General features: G+C 42.6%; 12 protein-coding genes and 1 tRNA gene. 11 read left to right on the plus strand and 2 right to left on the minus strand.

From position 1 onward, the window contains the following. Positions 1-350 precede the first annotated feature (350 nt). Positions 351-426, minus strand: a tRNA-His gene (locus HMPREF3208_RS05575). Positions 427-677: 251 nt separating this feature from the next. Between HMPREF3208_RS05575 and purT the strand changes: the two genes are divergently transcribed. The 6 genes from purT to purD all read left to right on the plus strand — a co-directional run bounded on the left by purT (position 678) and on the right by purD (position 10874). Continuing rightward, positions 678-1976 carry a formate-dependent phosphoribosylglycinamide formyltransferase gene (gene purT, locus HMPREF3208_RS05580; RefSeq protein WP_064347631.1) on the plus strand — a complete coding sequence of 433 codons (1299 nt, stop codon included), beginning with the start codon at positions 678-680 and terminating at the stop codon, positions 1974-1976. Positions 1977-2141: 165 nt separating this feature from the next. After that, positions 2142-2921: a phosphoribosylaminoimidazolesuccinocarboxamide synthase gene (purC, locus tag HMPREF3208_RS05585; protein WP_032814135.1), complete on the plus strand. Its 780-nt coding sequence runs from the start codon at positions 2142-2144 to the stop codon at positions 2919-2921. 208 nt (positions 2922-3129) lie between these two features. Then, a complete protein-coding gene (locus HMPREF3208_RS05590) occupies positions 3130-6885 on the plus strand; it encodes a phosphoribosylformylglycinamidine synthase (protein WP_064347633.1) in 3756 nt (1251 codons plus the stop codon). Between the two features lie 96 nt (positions 6886-6981). Further along, positions 6982-8469 (plus strand): amidophosphoribosyltransferase, encoded by a 1488-nt coding sequence (purF, locus tag HMPREF3208_RS05595; protein WP_064347635.1) that lies wholly within the window; start codon positions 6982-6984, stop codon positions 8467-8469. A gap of 80 nt (positions 8470-8549) precedes the next feature. After that, on the plus strand, positions 8550-9584 hold the full coding sequence (gene purM / locus HMPREF3208_RS05600; protein ID WP_064347636.1) for a phosphoribosylformylglycinamidine cyclo-ligase: 1035 nt from the start codon (positions 8550-8552) through the stop codon (positions 9582-9584). 18 nt (positions 9585-9602) lie between these two features. After that, the gene (purD, locus tag HMPREF3208_RS05605) at positions 9603-10874 is read left to right on the plus strand and encodes a phosphoribosylamine--glycine ligase (protein WP_064347638.1); all 1272 of its coding nucleotides are present in this window, start codon (positions 9603-9605) and stop codon (positions 10872-10874) included. A gap of 142 nt (positions 10875-11016) precedes the next feature. On the opposite strand, the gene HMPREF3208_RS05610 is transcribed toward purD, so the two are convergent. Further along, a complete protein-coding gene (locus tag HMPREF3208_RS05610; protein ID WP_064347645.1) occupies positions 11017-13038 on the minus strand; it encodes an LTA synthase family protein in 2022 nt (673 codons plus the stop codon). Positions 13039-13570: 532 nt separating this feature from the next. Between HMPREF3208_RS05610 and HMPREF3208_RS05615 the strand changes: the two genes are divergently transcribed. From HMPREF3208_RS05615 to HMPREF3208_RS05635, 5 genes are all read left to right on the plus strand, one after another. Beyond that, positions 13571-14950 carry an alpha/beta hydrolase gene (locus HMPREF3208_RS05615; RefSeq protein WP_064347640.1) on the plus strand — a complete coding sequence of 460 codons (1380 nt, stop codon included), beginning with the start codon at positions 13571-13573 and terminating at the stop codon, positions 14948-14950. A gap of 1 nt (position 14951) precedes the next feature. Next, positions 14952-17618, plus strand: a complete 2667-nt coding sequence (locus HMPREF3208_RS05620; RefSeq protein ID WP_016636809.1) for a bifunctional lysylphosphatidylglycerol flippase/synthetase MprF — start codon at positions 14952-14954, stop codon at positions 17616-17618. A 134-nt stretch (positions 17619-17752) separates the two neighbouring features. Beyond that, on the plus strand, positions 17753-18217 hold the full coding sequence (purE, locus tag HMPREF3208_RS05625) for a 5-(carboxyamino)imidazole ribonucleotide mutase (RefSeq protein WP_081091190.1): 465 nt from the start codon (positions 17753-17755) through the stop codon (positions 18215-18217). After that, positions 18201-19373, plus strand: a complete 1173-nt coding sequence (gene purK / locus HMPREF3208_RS05630; protein ID WP_064347643.1) for a 5-(carboxyamino)imidazole ribonucleotide synthase — start codon at positions 18201-18203, stop codon at positions 19371-19373. Before purE ends, purK begins: the two co-directional genes overlap by 17 nt. A gap of 169 nt (positions 19374-19542) precedes the next feature. Further along, on the plus strand, positions 19543-19941 hold the full coding sequence (locus tag HMPREF3208_RS05635; protein WP_016636812.1) for a Fur family transcriptional regulator: 399 nt from the start codon (positions 19543-19545) through the stop codon (positions 19939-19941). Positions 19942-20019 lie beyond the last annotated feature (78 nt).

Raw genomic sequence — 20019 nt, forward strand, 5'->3', positions numbered from 1 at the left:
AATAAATCGTCAAACTTTGTTACTAATGCAGAATACGTACTGCGCGAGTAACAATAAATTGCAATTATTCGTTACTAATGCAGAATACGTACTGCACCAGTAACATATGACTGTTCTTTCTCAGTTTGTTAGCTAAGTTTTTAATGCTGTTTAGATTATGGATTATAGACACATAATATTCATCATCATAGTTTTATACACTTTTTGGCCTATAACCCGGTTATTGAAATAAAGCAATGAAGAAATGAAAGAATGAAGCGGTTGCCACTTACCCTTTACGCCCTTACAACCCCACTCTTCCAAACAATGCCACAAAACAAAAAACGACTAGCAAAAACTAGCCGTTCAAATGGGGTGGCTAACGCGGCTTGAACGCGCGACCTTCTGAACCACAATCAGATGCTCTACCGACTGAGCTATAGCCACCATGTGCATGAAACATACAGAATCACACAACAGAGGAATACTATACACGAATTTTCTGATTTACGCCAGCATCATCTATTTCGGCGCGTCGTAATGTATTTCATATTCATCATACTCATATTCGTGTTGTGGAGATTTGAGATTTTTCGCACAGATTGTATGTTTGCATGTTTATGAAGTTTTGCAATCGCAAATAAAGAAATCCCACAAAACTCACATCATTCGACAATGGCAAATGCAACAATGAGTGTATGAGTTTTTCTGAGCACAATCAACGCATTTTTGGCGTAACTGAAAATAGCAACAACCTGACCGCACTTCTGCTTGGCTCAGGCGAGCTTGGCAAGGAAATTGCGATTGAGCTTATGCGATTAGGCGTGCATGTTTGCGCTGCCGATAGCTACAAAAACGCTCCAGCGATGCAAATAGCTCACGAATATCGCGTGCTTGATATGTCGGACGCCAATGCATTGCAACATCTTATTGACGAAGTGGAACCGAATATTATTATTCCTGAAGTTGAAGCAATTGCCACAAATGTGCTGAAAAATGCTGCGCAACAGCATATTCAGATTGTTCCCAGCTCCGATATTGCTGCCATTGCTATGGATCGCGAGCGCTTGCGTAGAATTGCGCACGAAGATTTAGGGCTGCCTACTACACCGTATTGTTTCGCTTCATCGTATGAAGAATTATGCGATGGTGCTCAGCAGGTCGGCTACCCTTGCGTTGTTAAGCCTGTTATGAGCTCTTCTGGTCACGGCCAGTCAATAGTTCGCAGTCCTGAACATTTATTTGCTGCGTGGAATGAGGCTCAGCATGGCAGACGAGCTGCAGTTGGGCATGAAAATGAGTGTTCTCGCGTTATTGTTGAAGCTTTAGCTCCGCTTGATTATGAGCTTACTGTGCTTACTATAAGTTCTTCTGCAGGTATTACTACTTGCGAACCTATTGCTCAATGTCAGCAGGATGGGGATTATAGAGAATCTTGGCAGCCTGCGAATATTCCAGAATCGATTCGCGTTCAGGCGCAGAATATTGCGAAACGCGCTGTAGAAGGTTTAACTCATATTGCGCACGATTCTAACGAAACTGGTTGGGGTGTTTATGGAGTCGAATTATTTGTGTTGACTGATGGTTCGCTTCTTTTTAATGAGCTTTCACCTCGACCACACGACACTGGTATGGTGACTATGATTTCCCAGCATTACAGCGAGTTTGCGCTTCATGTGCTCGCTATTTTAGGTGTGCCAATTACAGCAACGTATACTGCGCTGTCGTTGCGAGATGGCGAGGTTGCCGCAAGTCACGCTGTAGTTATTGAAGGCAATGGTGCTGTTGGTTTTACTCATGTTGCTCAAGCTTTAAGCACGGATAGCAAGAGTAATAATCGTTTGAATCTGCGTATTTTTGCTAAACCTTCAGTTTATGGTCACAGACGCATGGCTGTTGCTCTTGCCACTGGATTAGACGCACAGGATGCTCGAAACAGTGCGACACGCATTGCACACACGTTGCGGACGGTGTCTGCAAATACTGAAATGCGTTGAAAATCATGTGATTGAGCATAGTTTTGTAAATAGATTTCGTAATTTTTGCCGGCAGTTTTGTAGGCAACAATTGTTACGCTAATCGTGCTGGCCAAGGTCAGGTAAACCTACAAATACTGTTGGTTTGCGCCTACAACTATGAGTGCACGTAAGAGAGGGCATATCATGGAAAAACTTGATAAGTTGTATGAAGGCAAAGCCAAAAAACTGTACGCTACCGATGACACCAATGTGCTCTGGGTTGAATATATGAACCAGGCAACCGCTGGTAACGGTCTGAAGAAAGCTCAGATCGCCGGTAAAGGCAGTTTAAATAACCGGATTACTTCTTTACTATTCCATCTACTTGAGGCGCGCGGCGTAAAAAGCCACTTCCTCGGACGTATTTCCGATACTGAACAACTCGTAAAGCGTATGCGCATGTTCCCGCTGGAAATTATTATGCGTAATACTGCTGCCGGTTCTTTTGCAAAACGGTATAACGTTAAAGAAGGAACCCCACTGAAGAAGCCATTGTTGGAGTTCTGTGTGAAGTCTGACGAACTTGGCGATCCGTTTATTAATCCAGAAGGCGTTGTCGCTCTAGGTCTTGCAACCGACGAAGAGATGGCGGAAATTACTCGTCAAGCTCACGCAGTCAACAATGCTTTGCTTGATATTTTCTCCAAGATTGACGTGCAGCTTGTTGATTTCAAGATTGAAGAGGGCGTAGACAGCGAAGGCAATATTCTTCTTGCTGATGAGATTACGCCTGATACTTGCAGACTTTGGGATAAACGCAATGCTGGTACGGATGGAGTAAGTCATTTGGATAAGGACTTATTCCGACGTGATTTAGGCGACATTATTCCTGCATATGAAGAAATTCACAGCAGGCTTGCAAACTTGGCACAAAGCGAAGGCTTGGATGTTGCTGTGCGCAAACCTGATGATTGCGTAGAATAATAATGATTGTTGTGGCTCGTGCCTTGTTGGGTGCGAGCCACATGCATTCTTACTGATTTTAATAATTTAATTATTGGTAATATTGATACCTGAATTACTACTAATGTGATTCCACTCAATTACTTATAACTTAATTACTTATAATTTAAAAACCTATACAACAACAAACACTGCATTCATACCGCACATTCAACAAGGTAGGTTTCTCGTGGTATTTCGCGTATATGTGGAAAAACGCAATGGTTTTGACGTTCAAGCACAACAGCTTTTACATGAGCTTAAGGAAATTCTTGGCATAAGCGCGATTACTTCCGCACGCATTATCAATAGATACGATGTAGAAGGTATTGGGGAGGATTTGTTCAATACTGCTGTGCGAACAGTATTCAGTGAACCACCAGTTGATAATACGTATGATTATTTGCCTATTGAAACAAGCGAGCACGTGTTCGCTGTCGAATTTTTACCTGGGCAGTTTGATCAGCGCGCGCAATCCGCAAGCGAATGCATTCAGCTTATTAGTCAAGGTGAGCGCCCAATTGTGCGAACTGCTAAAGTCATTGCATTAAAAGGCGATCTTGATGACGCAGCTATGCAAGCTATTAAACATTACATTATTAATCCTGTTGAAGCGCGTGAGGCAGCTCTCGATGAAGTCAATAGTTTGCAACGCGAAACAGTTGTTCCAGCAGATGTTGAAGTAGTGAATGCGTTTAATGATTTAGATGATGCAGGTTTGCAAGATTTTATTCATTCGCGCGGTTTAGCTATGGATTTGGCTGACGCAAAGTTTTGCCAGCAGTATTTCCGTTACGAGCAGCGGAATCCTACTATTACTGAGATTCGCGTTATTGATACATACTGGTCTGATCACTGCCGTCACACGACTTTTGGTACTGAGCTTACTGATATTACTATTGACGACGATACAGTGCAAAAAGCTTTCCAACGTTATCTTTCATTGCGCAGTGAACTTCAACGCGAAAATAAGCCTGTGTGCTTAATGGATATGGCTACTATTGGCGCTAAATATTTGAAGCATACTGGTGAATTAAAGAATTTGGATGAGTCCGAAGAGATTAATGCGTGCACAGTAAAAGTTAAGGTTGACGTGAATGGTCATGATGAAGATTGGCTGTTCCTATTTAAGAATGAAACACATAATCATCCTACGGAGATTGAGCCTTTTGGTGGCGCTGCTACGTGCATTGGCGGCTGCATTCGAGACCCTCTTTCTGGACGTTCCTACGTTTACCAAGCTATGCGCGTGACTGGTGCTGCGGATCCTCGTACGCCTATTAGTGAAACTTTAAATGGCAAACTTCCGCAGCGAAAAATCGTAACTTCTGCTGCAGCCGGCTATTCTTCTTACGGAAATCAGATTGGTTTAGCTACAGGTGAAGTTCATGAGTTATACCACCCGGGGTATGTTGCTAAGCGCATGGAAGTTGGTGCTGTTGTTGCCGCTACCCCAGCCGACCATGTACGCAGGGAAACTCCTGCTCCTGGCGATGTGATTATTCTTCTTGGCGGACGCACTGGTCGCGACGGCATTGGTGGAGCTACCGGCGCTTCTAAAGCGCAAGATGTTGAAAGCATTGAAGAATGTGGCGCTGAAGTACAAAAAGGTAACGCTCCTATTGAGCGTAAATTGCAAAGGTTATTCCGTCGCAAGGATGCGTGCCAGCTTATTAAGCGTTGTAATGATTTTGGTGCTGGCGGCGTTTCTGTTGCAACTGGCGAAATCGCCGACGGCTTAACTATTAATCTCGACAAAGTTTCTAAAAAGTATGAAGGTCTCGACGGTACTGAGCTTGCTATTTCTGAATCTCAAGAGCGTATGGCTGTAGACGTTGCTGCCAATGATGCTGAAGCATTTTTGCAGTATGCTCGTGAAGAGAATCTTGAAGCAGAAATTGTAGCAACTGTTACTGAAGAAGCTCGTATGCGCATGACTTGGCGCGGAAAAACCATTGTGGACTTAAGTCGCGCGTTCTTAGCTTCTAATGGTGCTCCAAAACAGCAGGTACTTCATATTGAAGCTGGAAAATCTTATACGAACCCGTGGCAAGATAAGTCTGATTTGACGCTTACTGAGCGTATGCGTGCTCTTGTTTCAGACATTAATATCGCTTCTAACAAGGGTTTGTCAGAACGTTTCGACTCTACGATTGGCGCTGCGACTGTGCTTATGCCTTTTGGCGGTCGTCGTCAGCTTACTCCTGCTCAAGCTATGGTTGCGAAATTCCCAGTATTTGGTGAAACCAATACAGCTTCCGCAATGGCTTGGGGCTTTAACCCATATTTGATGGAAAAGAATCAGTTTACTGGAGCTTACGTTGCAGTTGTTGAGTCTTTAGCAAAACTTGTAGCAAGTGGTTTCACGCGCGAACGCGCTTATTTGAGTTTGCAAGAGTATTTTGGCAAGCCTCACGACGTTCCAGAACGTTGGGGTAAACCGGCTGCAGCAGTTCTTGGCGCTTTAAGTGCGCAGCTTGATTTTGGCGTGGGTGCTATTGGCGGCAAGGATTCTATGAGTGGTAGTTTTGAGCATTTGGATGTGCCACCAACTTTAATTTCGTTTGCTGTTTCCACTGGTGACGCGCGTTTAACTGTTTCACCTGAATTTAAGGGTGTCAATCATAAAGTTATACGCATTGCTCCAAAATATAAATCCGACGGAATCACTCCTGAAAAGGAAAGTTTCCTTGAAACTCTGAGTATTATCGAAAATATTACGAAGAATAAGCAGGCTCTTGCTATTGCCACACCTGGCTATGGTGCTAGTGCAGAGAGCTTATTCAAGATGACGCTTGGAAATCATATTGGTCTAACTTTATTCAACAATATAAGCGACGACGATTTATTTAAGCCAGCATATGGCACATTCTACGTAGAACTTCAAGAAAACGCAGAAGTACCGTCTCAAACGGACGCAAGTTTAGTTGATATTGCAATTATTGGCGAAACAAAAGAAAATTACGCAATCACTTCAGCTAGTGGTGAAGAAGTTGATTTGCTTGATTTGCAAAAAATTTGGGAACATGAGCTTGCTTCAATCTTCCCATATAAGAAGCCTGGTGAAATTGTAGAAACTATTAATCATGAAACTCATGTTTCTACTACAAAACGCGCGCACACAGGAAATCTAAAACCGCTTGCGCACCCTCGCGTTATTATCCCAGTTTTCCCAGGAAATAATTGCGAATACGATACTCAAGCTGCTTTTGAGCGCGCAGGCGCCGACGCACATACGCTTATTATTAATAACTTAAGTGCCAAGGATATTGCTGAGTCTGCTAATAAGCTAGTTGAAGAAATTAAGAAGAGTCAGATTGTTATGATTCCTGGTGGTTTCTCCGGCGGCGATGAACCGGATGGTTCAGCAAAATTTATTACAGCATTCTTTAGAAACCCTGAAGTTACGGATGCTGTGCGCGATTTACTTCAGCATCGCGATGGCTTAATGCTGGGTATTTGCAATGGTTTCCAAGCACTTATTAAACTTGGTTTGGTTCCGTTTGGAGATATTATTCCTATTGATGCTCAATGCCCAACTCTTACCTACAACACTATTGGCAGACATCAAAGTCGCATTGTTCGTACGCGCGTCGCTTCAAACATGTCTCCATGGCTGAACAATACGCAGGTTGGAGATATCCACACGGTTGCAATTTCTCATGGTGAAGGTCGTTTTATTGCAACTGATGAAGTTATGCAAAAGCTCGTACAAAACGGTCAAATTGCTACACAATATGTTGATAGTAATGGTGTACCGAGCATGAGTCTTAACGTTAATCCGAATGGTTCAATGATGTCAGTCGAAGGCATTACTAGCCCAGATGGCAGAGTTTTTGGAAAGATGGGTCATTGCGAGCGCGCTGGTCGTGGCTTGTATGTCAATATTCCTGATTTTCACGAGCAGCCACTGTTTCATGCTGGCGTAGAGTACTTTACAGCATAAACAATCCACTATTATTACGCTTAATTATGGTGAAAAGTTTATGCAGCATGATTAATAATTCAGCAAACACAGTTATCGATTGGCAGGGGAGTAAAGATGTCTGCAGAGCTTGAAAACATTCATGAAGAGTGCGGTGTATTTGGCGTTTGGGGTCATTCGGACGCTGCTCGACTCACATATTTTGGATTGCATGCGCTGCAGCATCGTGGGCAAGAAGGTGCCGGAATCGTATCTAACGATAATGGTGCTCTCCACGGCTACCGTGGGTTAGGCTTGCTTACGCAAGTATTTAGTAATGAGCAGGTTATGGATCGTCTTACGGGAAACCGTGCGATTGGTCACGTGCGTTATGCTACCGCAGGTTCGGGAAGCGTTGATAATATTCAGCCTTTCTTGTTCCGATTCCACGATGGTGACGTTGCTCTTGCACATAACGGAAATTTGACGAATTGCACTAGTTTGCGCAATTCTTTGGAAAATAACGGTGCCATTTTCCACTCAAATTCCGACACTGAAATACTCATGCACTTAATCAGACGCTCTCATAAGCCAACTTTTATGGAATGTCTTAAAGAAGCATTACTTACTGTTCATGGCGGATTTGCTTACTTGCTACTTACACAGGATGCTTTAATTGGTGCTACGGATCCGAATGGTTTCCGCCCTCTTTCGCTTGGCAGAATGAATAACGGCGCATATGTGCTCGCTTCAGAAACATGTGCGCTTGATATTGTTCGCGCCGAATTTATTCGAGATATTGAACCTGGCGAAATTATTGTTATTAACGATAATGGCTACACCATTGAGCGTTATACGGATCATGTGCAGCATGCTGTATGCTCAATGGAGTTTATTTATTTTGCTCGTCCAGATTCCAATATTTACGGCATTAATGTGCACGCCGCTAGGAAGCGCATGGGTTCTCGTTTAGCTCAAGAGTCTCCTGTTGAAGCAGACATGGTTATTGGAGTGCCTAATTCTTCGCTTTCTGCTGCCGCAGGATATGCAGAAGCAAGTGGACTTCCTAATGAAATGGGGTTAATCAAAAATCAGTATGTAGCTCGCACGTTTATTCAGCCTACGCAAGAATTACGCGAGCAGGGAGTGCGCATGAAGCTTTCTGCTGTGCGTAGTGTTGTTCAAGGAAAGCGTGTTATTGTTCTTGATGATTCAATCGTGCGCGGCACAACTTCTAAGAGAATTGTGCAACTTTTGCGAGAAGCTGGCGCTAAAGAAGTGCATATGCGTATTTCTTCACCTCCACTGAAATATCCTTGCTTCTATGGTATTGATATTCAGACTACGAAGGAGCTTATTGCTGCAAAACATTCAGTTGAAGAAATTCGCGATTACATTGACGCTGATTCGTTAGCATTTTTGTCGCTGGACGGGTTAGTTGAGTCGATTGGATTGCACAAGCCTGCGCCTTACGATGGTTTGTGTGTAGCGTATTTTAACGGCGACTACCCTACTGCTTTAGATGATTATCGTGAAGAATTTTTAGCTTCCCTTGCTCCTGAAGAGCGCAAGCATTTGCAAGAAATTAGCAAGCATAGTAAATATTCGCACGAAAATCTTATTTAGCTTAATAATTTACTTATTTATTGCAATTGATTAATAAAACTTAAGAAAATACGTATATTAATATGACGAAAGGAACCAACATGCCACACGCATATGAAGAAGCTGGCGTAAGCGTAGAAGCAGGATACGAAGTAGTACGTCGCATCAAATCGCATGTGAATCGCACGAAGCGCCCAGGCGTTATGGGTGGCATCGGCGGATTCGGCGGATTGTTTGACTTAGCATCCCTCGGTTACAAAGAGCCTGTGCTCATTTCCGGCACAGACGGCGTTGGAACCAAGCTTATGGTCGCCAACATGATGCATAAACACGATACAATCGGCATTGATTGCGTTGCTATGTGTGTTAATGATATTGCAGCACAAGGCGCAGAACCACTGTTCTTCCTTGACTACATTGCTTGCGGTAAAAATAATCCTGCACTTCTTGAACAGGTTGTTGCAGGCGTTGCAGACGGTTGCGTGCAAGCTGAAGCTGGTTTAATTGGCGGAGAGACTGCTGAAATGCCTGGAATGTACGCTGAAGACGAGTACGATCTTGCTGGCTTTGCGGTTGGTGTTGCAGAGCGCTCCAATATTGTTGACGGTTCTACTATTACTTCCGGCGACGTGCTGATTGGTCTACCTTCTTCCGGAGTCCATTCGAACGGTTTCTCGCTGGTTCGTAAAGCTTTGTTTGAAGAAGCAGGTTTTAGCGTTGATACGAAGCTGGATGAGCTTGATGGCAAAACGCTTGGCGAAGTATTGCTTGAGCCTACGCGCATTTATGTAAAGGCTTTGAAGCCACTGTTTGCTGAGCATCTTATTAAGGGAGTTGCTCATATTACAGGCGGCGGATTTATTGAAAATATTCCGCGCATGTACGCAGACGATTTGGCTGCAAACATCGACACTCATAGCTGGAATGTTCCGCCTATTTTTGACGTTATTGAACAAGCAGGCAAAGTTGCTCACGCTGAAATGTTCAACGTTTTTAATATGGGCATTGGCATGGTTTTGGCAGTTGATGAAAGCAAAGCAGACGACGCAATGCGAATACTAAACGAGCATAACGAAACCGCTTATATTATTGGCAAGATGACTAAACGCGAAAACGTTGCAGTCGAATTGCAATAAAACTATAAAGGACAAAAAATGAAAGTTTTAGTAGTTGGTTCCGGCGCGCGCGAACACGCTATTGCACATGCACTTCTTAAAGGCGAAAGCGTTGAAGAAGTAACTGTTGCTCCTGGAAATCCTGGTATTGCAACAGACGGCATTCAAACTGTAAACATTAGCCAGTCGAATCACGAAGCTCTTATTACGTTCATTAAAGATAACAACTACGATTTTGCGTTTATTGGTCCAGAAGTGCCACTGATGAACGGTATTGTTGATGACTTTGAAGCTCATGGTATTCCAGCCTTTGGCCCAAACAAGCATGCGGCTCAAATCGAAGGTTCTAAAGATTTTGCCAAAAAGCTTATGGCTCGCCACAATGTTCCAACGGCAGCATACCAAACTTTTGACGCTTTAGAGCCTGCGCGCGCCTACGTGCTTGAGCATGGTGCTCCAATTGTGATTAAGGCGGACGGCTTGGCTGCAGGCAAAGGCGTTACTGTTGCTATGGATGAACAGACAGCAATTGAGGCTTTGGAAGATATTTTTGTCGATCACCGTTTTGGCGCCGCTGGAGCAAAAGTTGTTATTGAGGAATTCTTGCAAGGTCAAGAGTTTTCGCTGATGAGTTTTGTAAGCGGAACCGACTTTTGGGTTATGCCAATTTCGCAAGATCACAAGCGTGCTTATGACGGCGACAGAGGGCCAAATACTGGCGGAATGGGAGCTTATAGCCCTGTGCCACAAATCAGCGACGAAACAGTTCAGCGCGCTATAGACGAAATTGTGCGTCCAACTGTTGAAGGACTAGCTCAAGAAGGCACACCTTTTACTGGCGTACTGTACGCTGGCTTAATCGATACGAAAGATGGTCCAAAAGTTATTGAGTTTAACGCTCGTTTTGGGGATCCAGAAACAGAAGTTGTGCTCCCACGATTAACATCAGATTTTGGTGCCGCTATCTGGAATATTTTGCACCATAAGACACCAGTTTTTACTTGGCAAAAAGACGGCGTTACACTTGGTGTCATTATTGCTAGTGAGGGATACCCTGGAAACTTGGTTACTGGCACACCACTTCCCCACATTCCTGCTGACGAAACGCAAGGTCAGCATGTGTATTATGCAGGAGTTAAAAGCCAGGAAGAAACCGGCAATCTTATCACTTCTTCCGGCCGCGTAGCTCTTGTGCAAGTGCACGGAAAAGATGTAGCAGATGCGCAAAACACTGTCTATAACATCCTAGACAGCATTAATCTTCCGCACATGTTCTACCGCCACGATATTGCTTCAAAAGCATTACAGTAACCGTAATTGTTCACGTTGTTCACGACAGCGATTCACAAATTTTAGCAATAAGCTTACAATGAACCCAAATCTAACTATGGGACCCAATATTCCACTGGATCCCACAGTTAGATTTATTTATAAGCTACACGGCTGAATGCAATTACGGCATAGTAAAGAAATTAGTATTGCGCGTATAGCTCTTCCCCGCTGTAATGTCATATTGTATAAGTTTATAGTCGTTAAGCAGCTGCTTCGTTTCTTTATCCATATCACGGTATGCCATTGGTCTGCCGTTACGATCCAAATAAATTGACTGACCTTCAGGAATCCTATCCCATCCTTGAATCGTATTAACAACCGGCGGTTCCATTGCACTCACATGCTTATGCAACTTTGTAAGGAAAGCAACATAAGGAGAAACTCGCGCATTCATATGACGAGCAACTTGAGCAATAAAGAAGTTTGGCGAAGAGTACACATCAGTTTTAGCAGTATGCTTTTTCGTCACACTCGTTGCACGAGCAGCTTTATTTGACCAAATAAAGTAATCAGTTAAATGCAATATAAGAGAATTATTCTTATTCGCACTTGCAGTAGAATACGCTCCAGGAAGATGATCACCATAGAACAAAACCGTTACTGGCTTATGCAACTGATCCAGCTTCTTCAAAAACTTCTCAGTGGCTTTATCCGTATAGTTTGCTCCCTTAGCGTATGTTTGAATAATAGATGATTCTTCTTCACCTAACGGCGCATCATCATCAGTAGACGATACCTGAAACTCATTATTTTCATACCAATTGTTATACGGCATATGGTTTTGCATCGTAACCAATTGAATAAATTCTGGCGACTTCTTGCGAGCAATCGAATCCAAAACGCTATTGTATGCGGACTCGTCAGAAACATAAGGATTCAAATCAATACGATGCTTGTATTTAATAACTTCAGGACGTCGAAGCGTATAGAACTTAGTAAAACCAAACTTCTTATAATTCTTAGCACGCAAATACATAGACGGTTCAAACGGATGGAAAGCAAGAGAATTATTACCATCATTCCAATACTTATTGATAGTAGGCGTCCACGAAAGTTTTGGAACTAACTGCTGATACGGACTCGTAAGAGAAGGATCAAAATTAACCATGCTCAAACCAGTCATCGTCATATATTCAAGATTTGCAGTTCCGCCACCATAGCCAGAGGAAAGCATAAGACCACTATCCGTGTTTTTCTTCACACCGTTTATAAATGGAGTCACAGTCTTATTAAAAGCAAGTCCTGGAACGCGAGCAGGATTCGCAAATGATTCAGAAAGAATCACAATAAGCGTACGATTATTAATCTTATTGTTGCGCGAAGCGTTAATAATTTGCGCCTGCTTCTCATAACGAGCAACCACTTCTTTCATCGTACTTTCGCTATAATTAGCCGGCTTCGTCATCACTTTTGGATTTACTTGTCGCATAAAAGCTACTAGTGGGCCATTAATCTGAGCATCGTATGAAGAATCCCACATTGCTGGAGTATCGCCCATAATCTTATTAAAAGAGTTAGCTACAGAACCAACTGTTCCAGCTGAAGCAATATAAAATGCGAACAGGCTTGCCATCACTACAAAAACGCCACCACGCATACCATAGCGCAAATCTTTGCGCTCAAACCACACAACCATCCCACGATTTTTATCGATCACATGAATCACCATAAACACGGCAATAAAGAAAATTATCGATAGAATCGCAAAAGCAATAACACGAGGCGCATTAGGCGGCAAGAATGTGGAAATATTGCCAGTATCACTCTGTAGGAAATTCAAATCTGCAGGAAGAATCGCCTCATTGCGCACAAATATTTTCATATACTCTACAGTGGCAACCAGTGTAGCAACAACTAGCATTATGAGCGATGTAATCCAAAAACGGTTTATAACAATCAGCAACAAGCCGTAGAGAACAGCAACAATAAGCACATTCAGTAGAAATACAAAACTCAATACTGTCCACATATTGCTTACCATACGAACAAGATTTTCGTATAGAGCAAGAAAAGCTTGCTTTTTCGCACCAGCTTGCACACCAAGTTGAAGAATAGTAACAATCGCAATATCGTTAAGAACGAAAAATACTATATATAGCCAACGTGGAATTGCTACTTGATGTTCGTTGCATACGGTTCGCATCCGAGTGAAGAAATGTAACAACTTACTTTTGTGTTCTTCGTTGCATTCTTGTTTTTGTTGTTTACTGTTCTTTTGACGATTTTCTTGAACTACTTCTTTTTTCTCTTCTTTTCCTTCTTTTCCTCTTTCTTCTTCACCTTCTTTTGCTTTACTTTTCAAAGATTCCTCTGCAATTGTATTCATAATCTATTCCAATCGTTCCACATCAACGAACATATAAAGACCACATATATAGCTTCTTATTGTAATTATGAGCCTCGTCATAGTTTATTTTTATAAGCAACACTGCAAATATTCATACTTACGATGGATTACAATATGCGCTTCAACTACGTATTATTAGAAATATGTAATCATCGTATTAAAGACAGTCTGTAACAAGTAGAAAACAATCAATAATAAAAATAAAAGCTAATATTGAGAAAAATTTCAGATACATACGTTATATTAACAAGTTTGGTAGCGCATTGTGCATATCAACAACGATAACCATAATTCAAACGTACTCAACGAGAAAGTGTAGGGCTCAAGTATGCTGCAATTGGCAAAAGTAAGTCTTTTGCAAGGCTGGCTGCCAACAAGCTTATTTAGCGTAACTGGCATTGCTCTAGTATTACTGATTGTCATACGAACCAAAAAAGGCAAGCACTTACTGCACTTACTCTTACAACTTGGAGTTGCAAGCATAGCTTTTATTCTTGGTGGCGGCATTGCTTGGCTTATTTCCGACGTATTTCTTGTGTTTGGCGTAAGTCTCGGTTGGCTTGTTATTCTTTCTATTGCATGCGGTTTTGGTCTTATTGGTTTTGCGGGAGCAGCGTTAGTGCTTTCACGCGGATGGAAAAGACTGATTGCAATCATTTCGATTCTTCTCACAATAACAAGCACTGCACTACGCGTTGACATGGTGTATGGAGAGTACACTACGCTTGGCTCCATATTCGGCATGGGTAATTTTCCAAAACTAGAAATCACGAAAGAAAAATCAGCTACAGCCAGTATTCGAGAATGGCGGACCCTAGCAGAACATCATAAATTACCAAAATTACCACAAAAAGGCATTGTACGTTCAGCATATATTCCCAATACCGCATCTCACTTTAATGCACGCACAGCAAACGTATACTTACCACCAGCAGCATTAGTCAAGCATCCACCAAAATTACCTGTTATGGTTATGATGGCCGGTCAACCTGGTAGTCCTAATCATTTTTTTGCTGCAAGTGATATTGCGCGCACATTAGACACCTACGCGCAAAAACACTACGGTCTTGCACCTATTGTTGTAGCGCCAGATCAAAACGGCGCAGCAACGCACAACTCACTGTGCTCAGACACTCACGTGTATGGCAAAGCAGAAACCTATTTAATGCGCGATGTACCACGTTGGATCCGCAAACATTTACCCGTAAGTAAAGATCCTAGTATGTGGCTTATGGGAGGCTTCTCACAAGGCGGCACGTGTGCTACACAATTAGTTCCAGCATACCCACACATTTTCAGTGCAATATATTCAGCAGGTGGCGAACTAGAACCAACATATGTTAACCGTCAAGAAACTATTAAACAATACTTTTACGGCAATACTGCATCATATGAGCGGCACGTTCCCAGCAATGTTATGCGCAAGAACGCTCCTTTAAAGCAGGATTATTACGCTATTGCCGGATCTTGGGATCCTAAATCTCAATCCAATCAAGCAACTATTGCTATCAGCGCACATAAAGCTGGTATGAACGTTCTCACTATGCTTGCTCAAGGATCAGGCCATGATTGGCATACTGTACAAGCAGGATTGCGTATCGTTATCGACCGATTCTGTAAAAAAACGGGTATTGCCAATAGCGCACCAAATTTACATACGTATCCAAATGTACAAATTCTTGTTAACCAACACGTGAATCGACACTAATATGAAACTGTTCTTTTTCCAAAAATATCGCAAGCAGAACAACGCTGAGATTGCTACTAAATCGTCGAATCATCACACGAAAATTTTAGCTAAAGATTTCATCATGTGGCTGCAGCAACGAGTTTTCGCAATTACGTTAACTTGTGTTTTTATTATTATTAACTGCATCCACTGGTTAACCATTACGTTGATGCATATTTATACTTACGGCACGAATGCTACTCTCGCACAATTATTTATGCGTCACCATCCTGCAAAAGGTCCAAGTTTCTTCTTCGGACATGGCAATGTCACAAATTTGCTAGTCAAAATATGTCATTCGCTTATTTTTGTTAACAGTATGCCGTCGCTGCTTGTCAATTGTTTATTAGTTATTGTGCTTATCGGTGTTGCTGAAACACGTATTAGCAAATTGCGTATTATTACCATCGCAATAGTAAGTACAACAATCGGCATAATAGTTGGTCTTACGATTATCGGTAATCTTTCTATCATTATTCGCAATATGCATTGGATTACTAAAATCCCTATTAGACTATCACCATTCACACTGTTTATCGGCGCTTTTATGGCATCTGCAGCTTATGAATCAATTTTATGGCATAGACGCATGCTGGTAATCGGTTACGCTATCACTTCAGCAATGATGCTTTACAGTGGTAATCCTGGTGACTATTGCACTATTATTGCGGCACTTACTGGTCATATTATTGGCAATCTTATGTGCAAGTCAAAGAACGTGCAGCAAAAAGTAAATTGGTGGGAAGGAACTGATTACGAAATTCATCGACTTTTTGCTGTAGCACAAAGCATTGTGGCATTAGGACCAGTATTAGCATTATCGTCTCGCTCGCATGCTGGCATTCTTACTACACTTGGCTTATTTATGTCACCTCAAATGGGTTCTAAGCCATGGCTTACCCGATGCATGACAAATTACAGCACTAATAGCTGCTTACTTCATTCTGGTTTACATCATGCAACTATTGGCGGTTTATGGATTCGTATTCTGCTACCGATGATCACTATGCTGATTATCGCTTGGGGATTGTTGCGCGGACGTAAACTTGCAGCATGGACAGCTATAGTTATTAACGCATTAACAGTATTGTATGCTGGCATGTATTTTGCTGTTTTGCCGTTAATTGCCACGAGTCAACATGTTTCATCGCATCAACATAATGCGGTTGCTGTTGCTTTTATGCTTACTGTACTTCCACCACTACTTATCACTATTCTACTCATCATTAATGTAAAACATTTTTCTATTCGCACAAATCGACTGCAAGTGCGCTTAGGTTTAATTGCTATTATTATCGCTTTATACATTACCGGTACCGGGTATATTACTTTAAGCCTTATGATACCCGACGATTTTAAACCGTCTGCCGATATTTACCATTTACTACGCGATCTACCAGGGCGCTGGATGCCACTCGGCTTTGGTAATCGTTCTAATGCCATGCTTCGCACAGAAACACCATTATCTTCGGCATTAGCGCAGTCTGTTGGCGTAATATTTTGGGCAGTGCTGTTTATGGTGTGCTTTACTTGGTTCCGCAGTAAGCTTTCTACAAGCGAACAAGATAGAAAACGAGCAAGCTCTTTAGTAGAACTTGGCGGCAATACGATGAGCTTTATGACCACATGGCCAGATAATCATTACTGGTTCTCACAAACTGGTCAATCTGCTATCGCCTACCGTCTAAACTACGGTATTGCGCTCACTCTTACTGGTCCTTTTGGTAATACAAACGAATATAAGCAAGATCTTCGCAGATTTATTCAAGTATGTGAAAAAAATTCGTGGACTCCAGCATTTTATGCTGTCCACGATCATATACGTCAAGAACTAGAAAATCTTGGTTTTACCGCTATTAAAGTCGGTACTGACATGCTAGTAAATCCTCACGAATGGCAGACTCGCGGCAAAAAATGGCAAGATATTCGCACTGCTATTAACAAAGCAAAACGAGACGGTATTGTTGACGTCTTAACTACTTATAATGAAGCACCATGGGATATTCAACAGCAGATTGTAGAAATTTCAGAAGAATGGGCTGAGTTGAAAGCTCTTCCGGAAATGAAATTTACTTTGGGTGGCTTGGATGAGCTTCAAGACGAACGCGTAAAAATTTTATATGCCATTAACCAGCAAGGTCGCGTTCTAGGCGTAACAAGCTGGATGCCTACGTATCGCAATCACCGGATTATTGGTTGGACGCTTGATTTTATGCGTCACCGTACTGATAGCCCTAACGGCATTATGGAATTACTTATTGCGCGTATGGCAGAACGCTTACGCGACGAGGGCTTAGAGCACCCTGAATCAGCTGTAGAATTTATGAGCCTTTCAGCAGCACCTTTGGCTGGTATTGACGAACAGTCATTGCATGACGGCGAACCGCAATCAACCAATGTTATTACTCACGCACTTTCCATGATGTCAGATATTTTGGAACCTGCTTACGGTTTTAAATCATTGTACTTCTTCAAGAAAAAATTCCAACCAACAGCAAGTTCAGTGTATATCTGCTACATGGATTCGGCAAAATTAGCACAAATCTCGCTAGCTGTAACTCACGCGTACTTGCCAGAAGCTAGTGCAAAGCAAATATTAGAAATGGCTAAATCGCTACGACCGAAAAGTGGTGAGACGAACAAATAAAACTGAAACTTAACAAATAATTTGTTAAGTTTTGTATCAAACTTCGGCGAGTTCTCCCTACGGTTGCGTAAAGTAACAAGTGCACGTCAGGGAGGTTCATCGTGTCAGAAATAAAGCCAACCGTCGCTGTCGTTATGGGATCCTCAAGTGATTGGGAGACTATGCGTCATGCTTGTGAAATCCTCGATAAGTTCCAAATTCCTTATATGAAACGGGTTATTTCCGCACATCGTACGCCAGAACTTATGGCTGACTTTGCGCATAATGCCCGCAAAGAAGGGTTCCATATTATTATTGCTGGAGCTGGTGGAGCTGCCCACTTGCCTGGCATGATTGCTGCACAAACTACGCTGCCTGTTATTGGCGTACCAGTGCGTTCTCATGCTCTTTCAGGGTGGGATTCACTGCTTTCGATTGTGCAAATGCCAGGAGGTATTCCTGTTGCAACAACTGCTGTCGGTAACTCTGGAGCCACTAACGCAGGCTTACTTGCCGTAAGTATTCTAAGCACAACCGACGAGCGTCTTGCCAGCGAGCTTGCAGCGTATCGCGAAGAACTTAAAGCGAAAGTTGAGGAATCTAATGCCGACCTTATCTGAAGTTACTAATGGCGCTGTTGAACGCTTAATGCCAGGTGCCACTATTGGAATCATCGGTGGCGGTCAGCTGGGACGCATGATGGCTATTGCGGCGCGTCATATGGGCTTTAGAATTGGTGTTCTTGACCCGACGCTTGATTGCCCTGTGTTCCAAGTGGCAGATTTACAAGTTGAAGCTAATTATGACGATCCAGAGGGCTTAAGAGAACTTGCAGAACGTTGCGATGTACTTACGTATGAGTTTGAAAACGTGAGCGCAGACGCACTCGATAAAGTTCGTCATCTTACTGCTATTCCTCAAGGAACTGACTTGTTGAGAATTACGCAAGATCGCGTAAGTGAAAAAACCTTTATTAATAGTCATGGAATCGAAACAGCTCCATGGCGAGAAGTAAATAATCTTGACGATCTGGATACTGCTATTGACGAAATCGGTTTGCCTGCTATTTTGAAAACTCGCAGAGGCGGCTATGATGGTCACGGTCAGGATGTGCTGCGTACCGAAGAGGATGTAGCAAATATTCATCATCGTGCAGATCGCGGCGGCAAATTCCCACCTTCAATTCTTGAAGGTTTTGTTGATTTTGCTTTTGAAGCGTCTATTCTCGTTTCTGGCAACGGTAAAGATTTTGTAACGTACCCTCTGGTAAAGAATGTGCATCACAATAGTATTTTGCACATGACGCTTGCACCAGCTGTAGTTGATCCACAAGTTGAACATGCCGCGCACGAACTAGCTTTGAGATTAGCTCGCGGCTTTGAACTTGCAGGCACTTTAGGTATTGAGCTTTTTATTACGAAAGACAATCGCGTAGTAGTAAACGAACTTGCGCCTCGACCGCACAATTCTGGGCATTACACCATTGAAGCTTGTGATATGAACCAGTTTGAAGCGCATATTCGCGGTATTGTGGGATGGCCTTTGCAAAAACCTAAGCTACTTTCTCCAGCAGTTATGGTGAATGTGTTAGGACAGCATGTGGCTCCTGTGCGCTCACTCATTTTGGAGCACCCAGAATGGCATGTGCACGATTACGGAAAAGCGGAAGTACGCAAGAACCGCAAGATGGGTCATATTACGGTACTCAGCGACGATCCAGTTGAAGCTGCGGCAGCCTTAGATTCTACCGGCTGCTGGGATGATGAGCTCGACTAAATACAATATATAGTAATAAAAGTAACAAAGTAATAAAGTAATAAAGTAATAAAGTAATAAATAGGTGCATGTAACTATTGCAAGGTATTTGAGAGACTTACTCCCTTGCAATAGTTGCTGTAAGACCCTTGCAATAGTTACTATAAAAGCCATAACGAAAGGATGCGAGATGACTGACGGACCTTTACGTCGGCATACGAAGCAAAAAGAGATTGTACTCGCCTATTTGCGTGAATCTCGTAATTTTGTTTCTGCACAAGATTTACACCGCATCCTAGCTAAGAATGGCGAAATAATAGGATTAGCTACGGTGTATCGCAGATTAAATGCGCTTACACAAAGCGGCGAAGTAGACACCGTGCGTTTTAACGGGCAGCAATTATTCCGTATTTGTGACGAAAATACGCATCATCACCATTTAGTATGTGAACGATGCGGAAAAACTGTTGATATTGAGCCACCTGATGACGAAGGATGGATTCATAAGATTGCGCAAGCGCACGGTTACACAGTTGTTGACCACACGCTGGAAGTATTCGGCTTATGCGAAAACTGCCGGAAGCAGTGAACGCGAGTTTCGTAGCGAGCGCTTATAGCGCGAGCGTTATCTCACGTTTGGAGCGTTCATAACCGTGAAACCCTCCAA

The organism is Gardnerella vaginalis (genome assembly GCF_001546485.1).
GTDB lineage: Bacteria > Actinomycetota > Actinomycetes > Actinomycetales > Bifidobacteriaceae > Bifidobacterium > Bifidobacterium vaginale_D.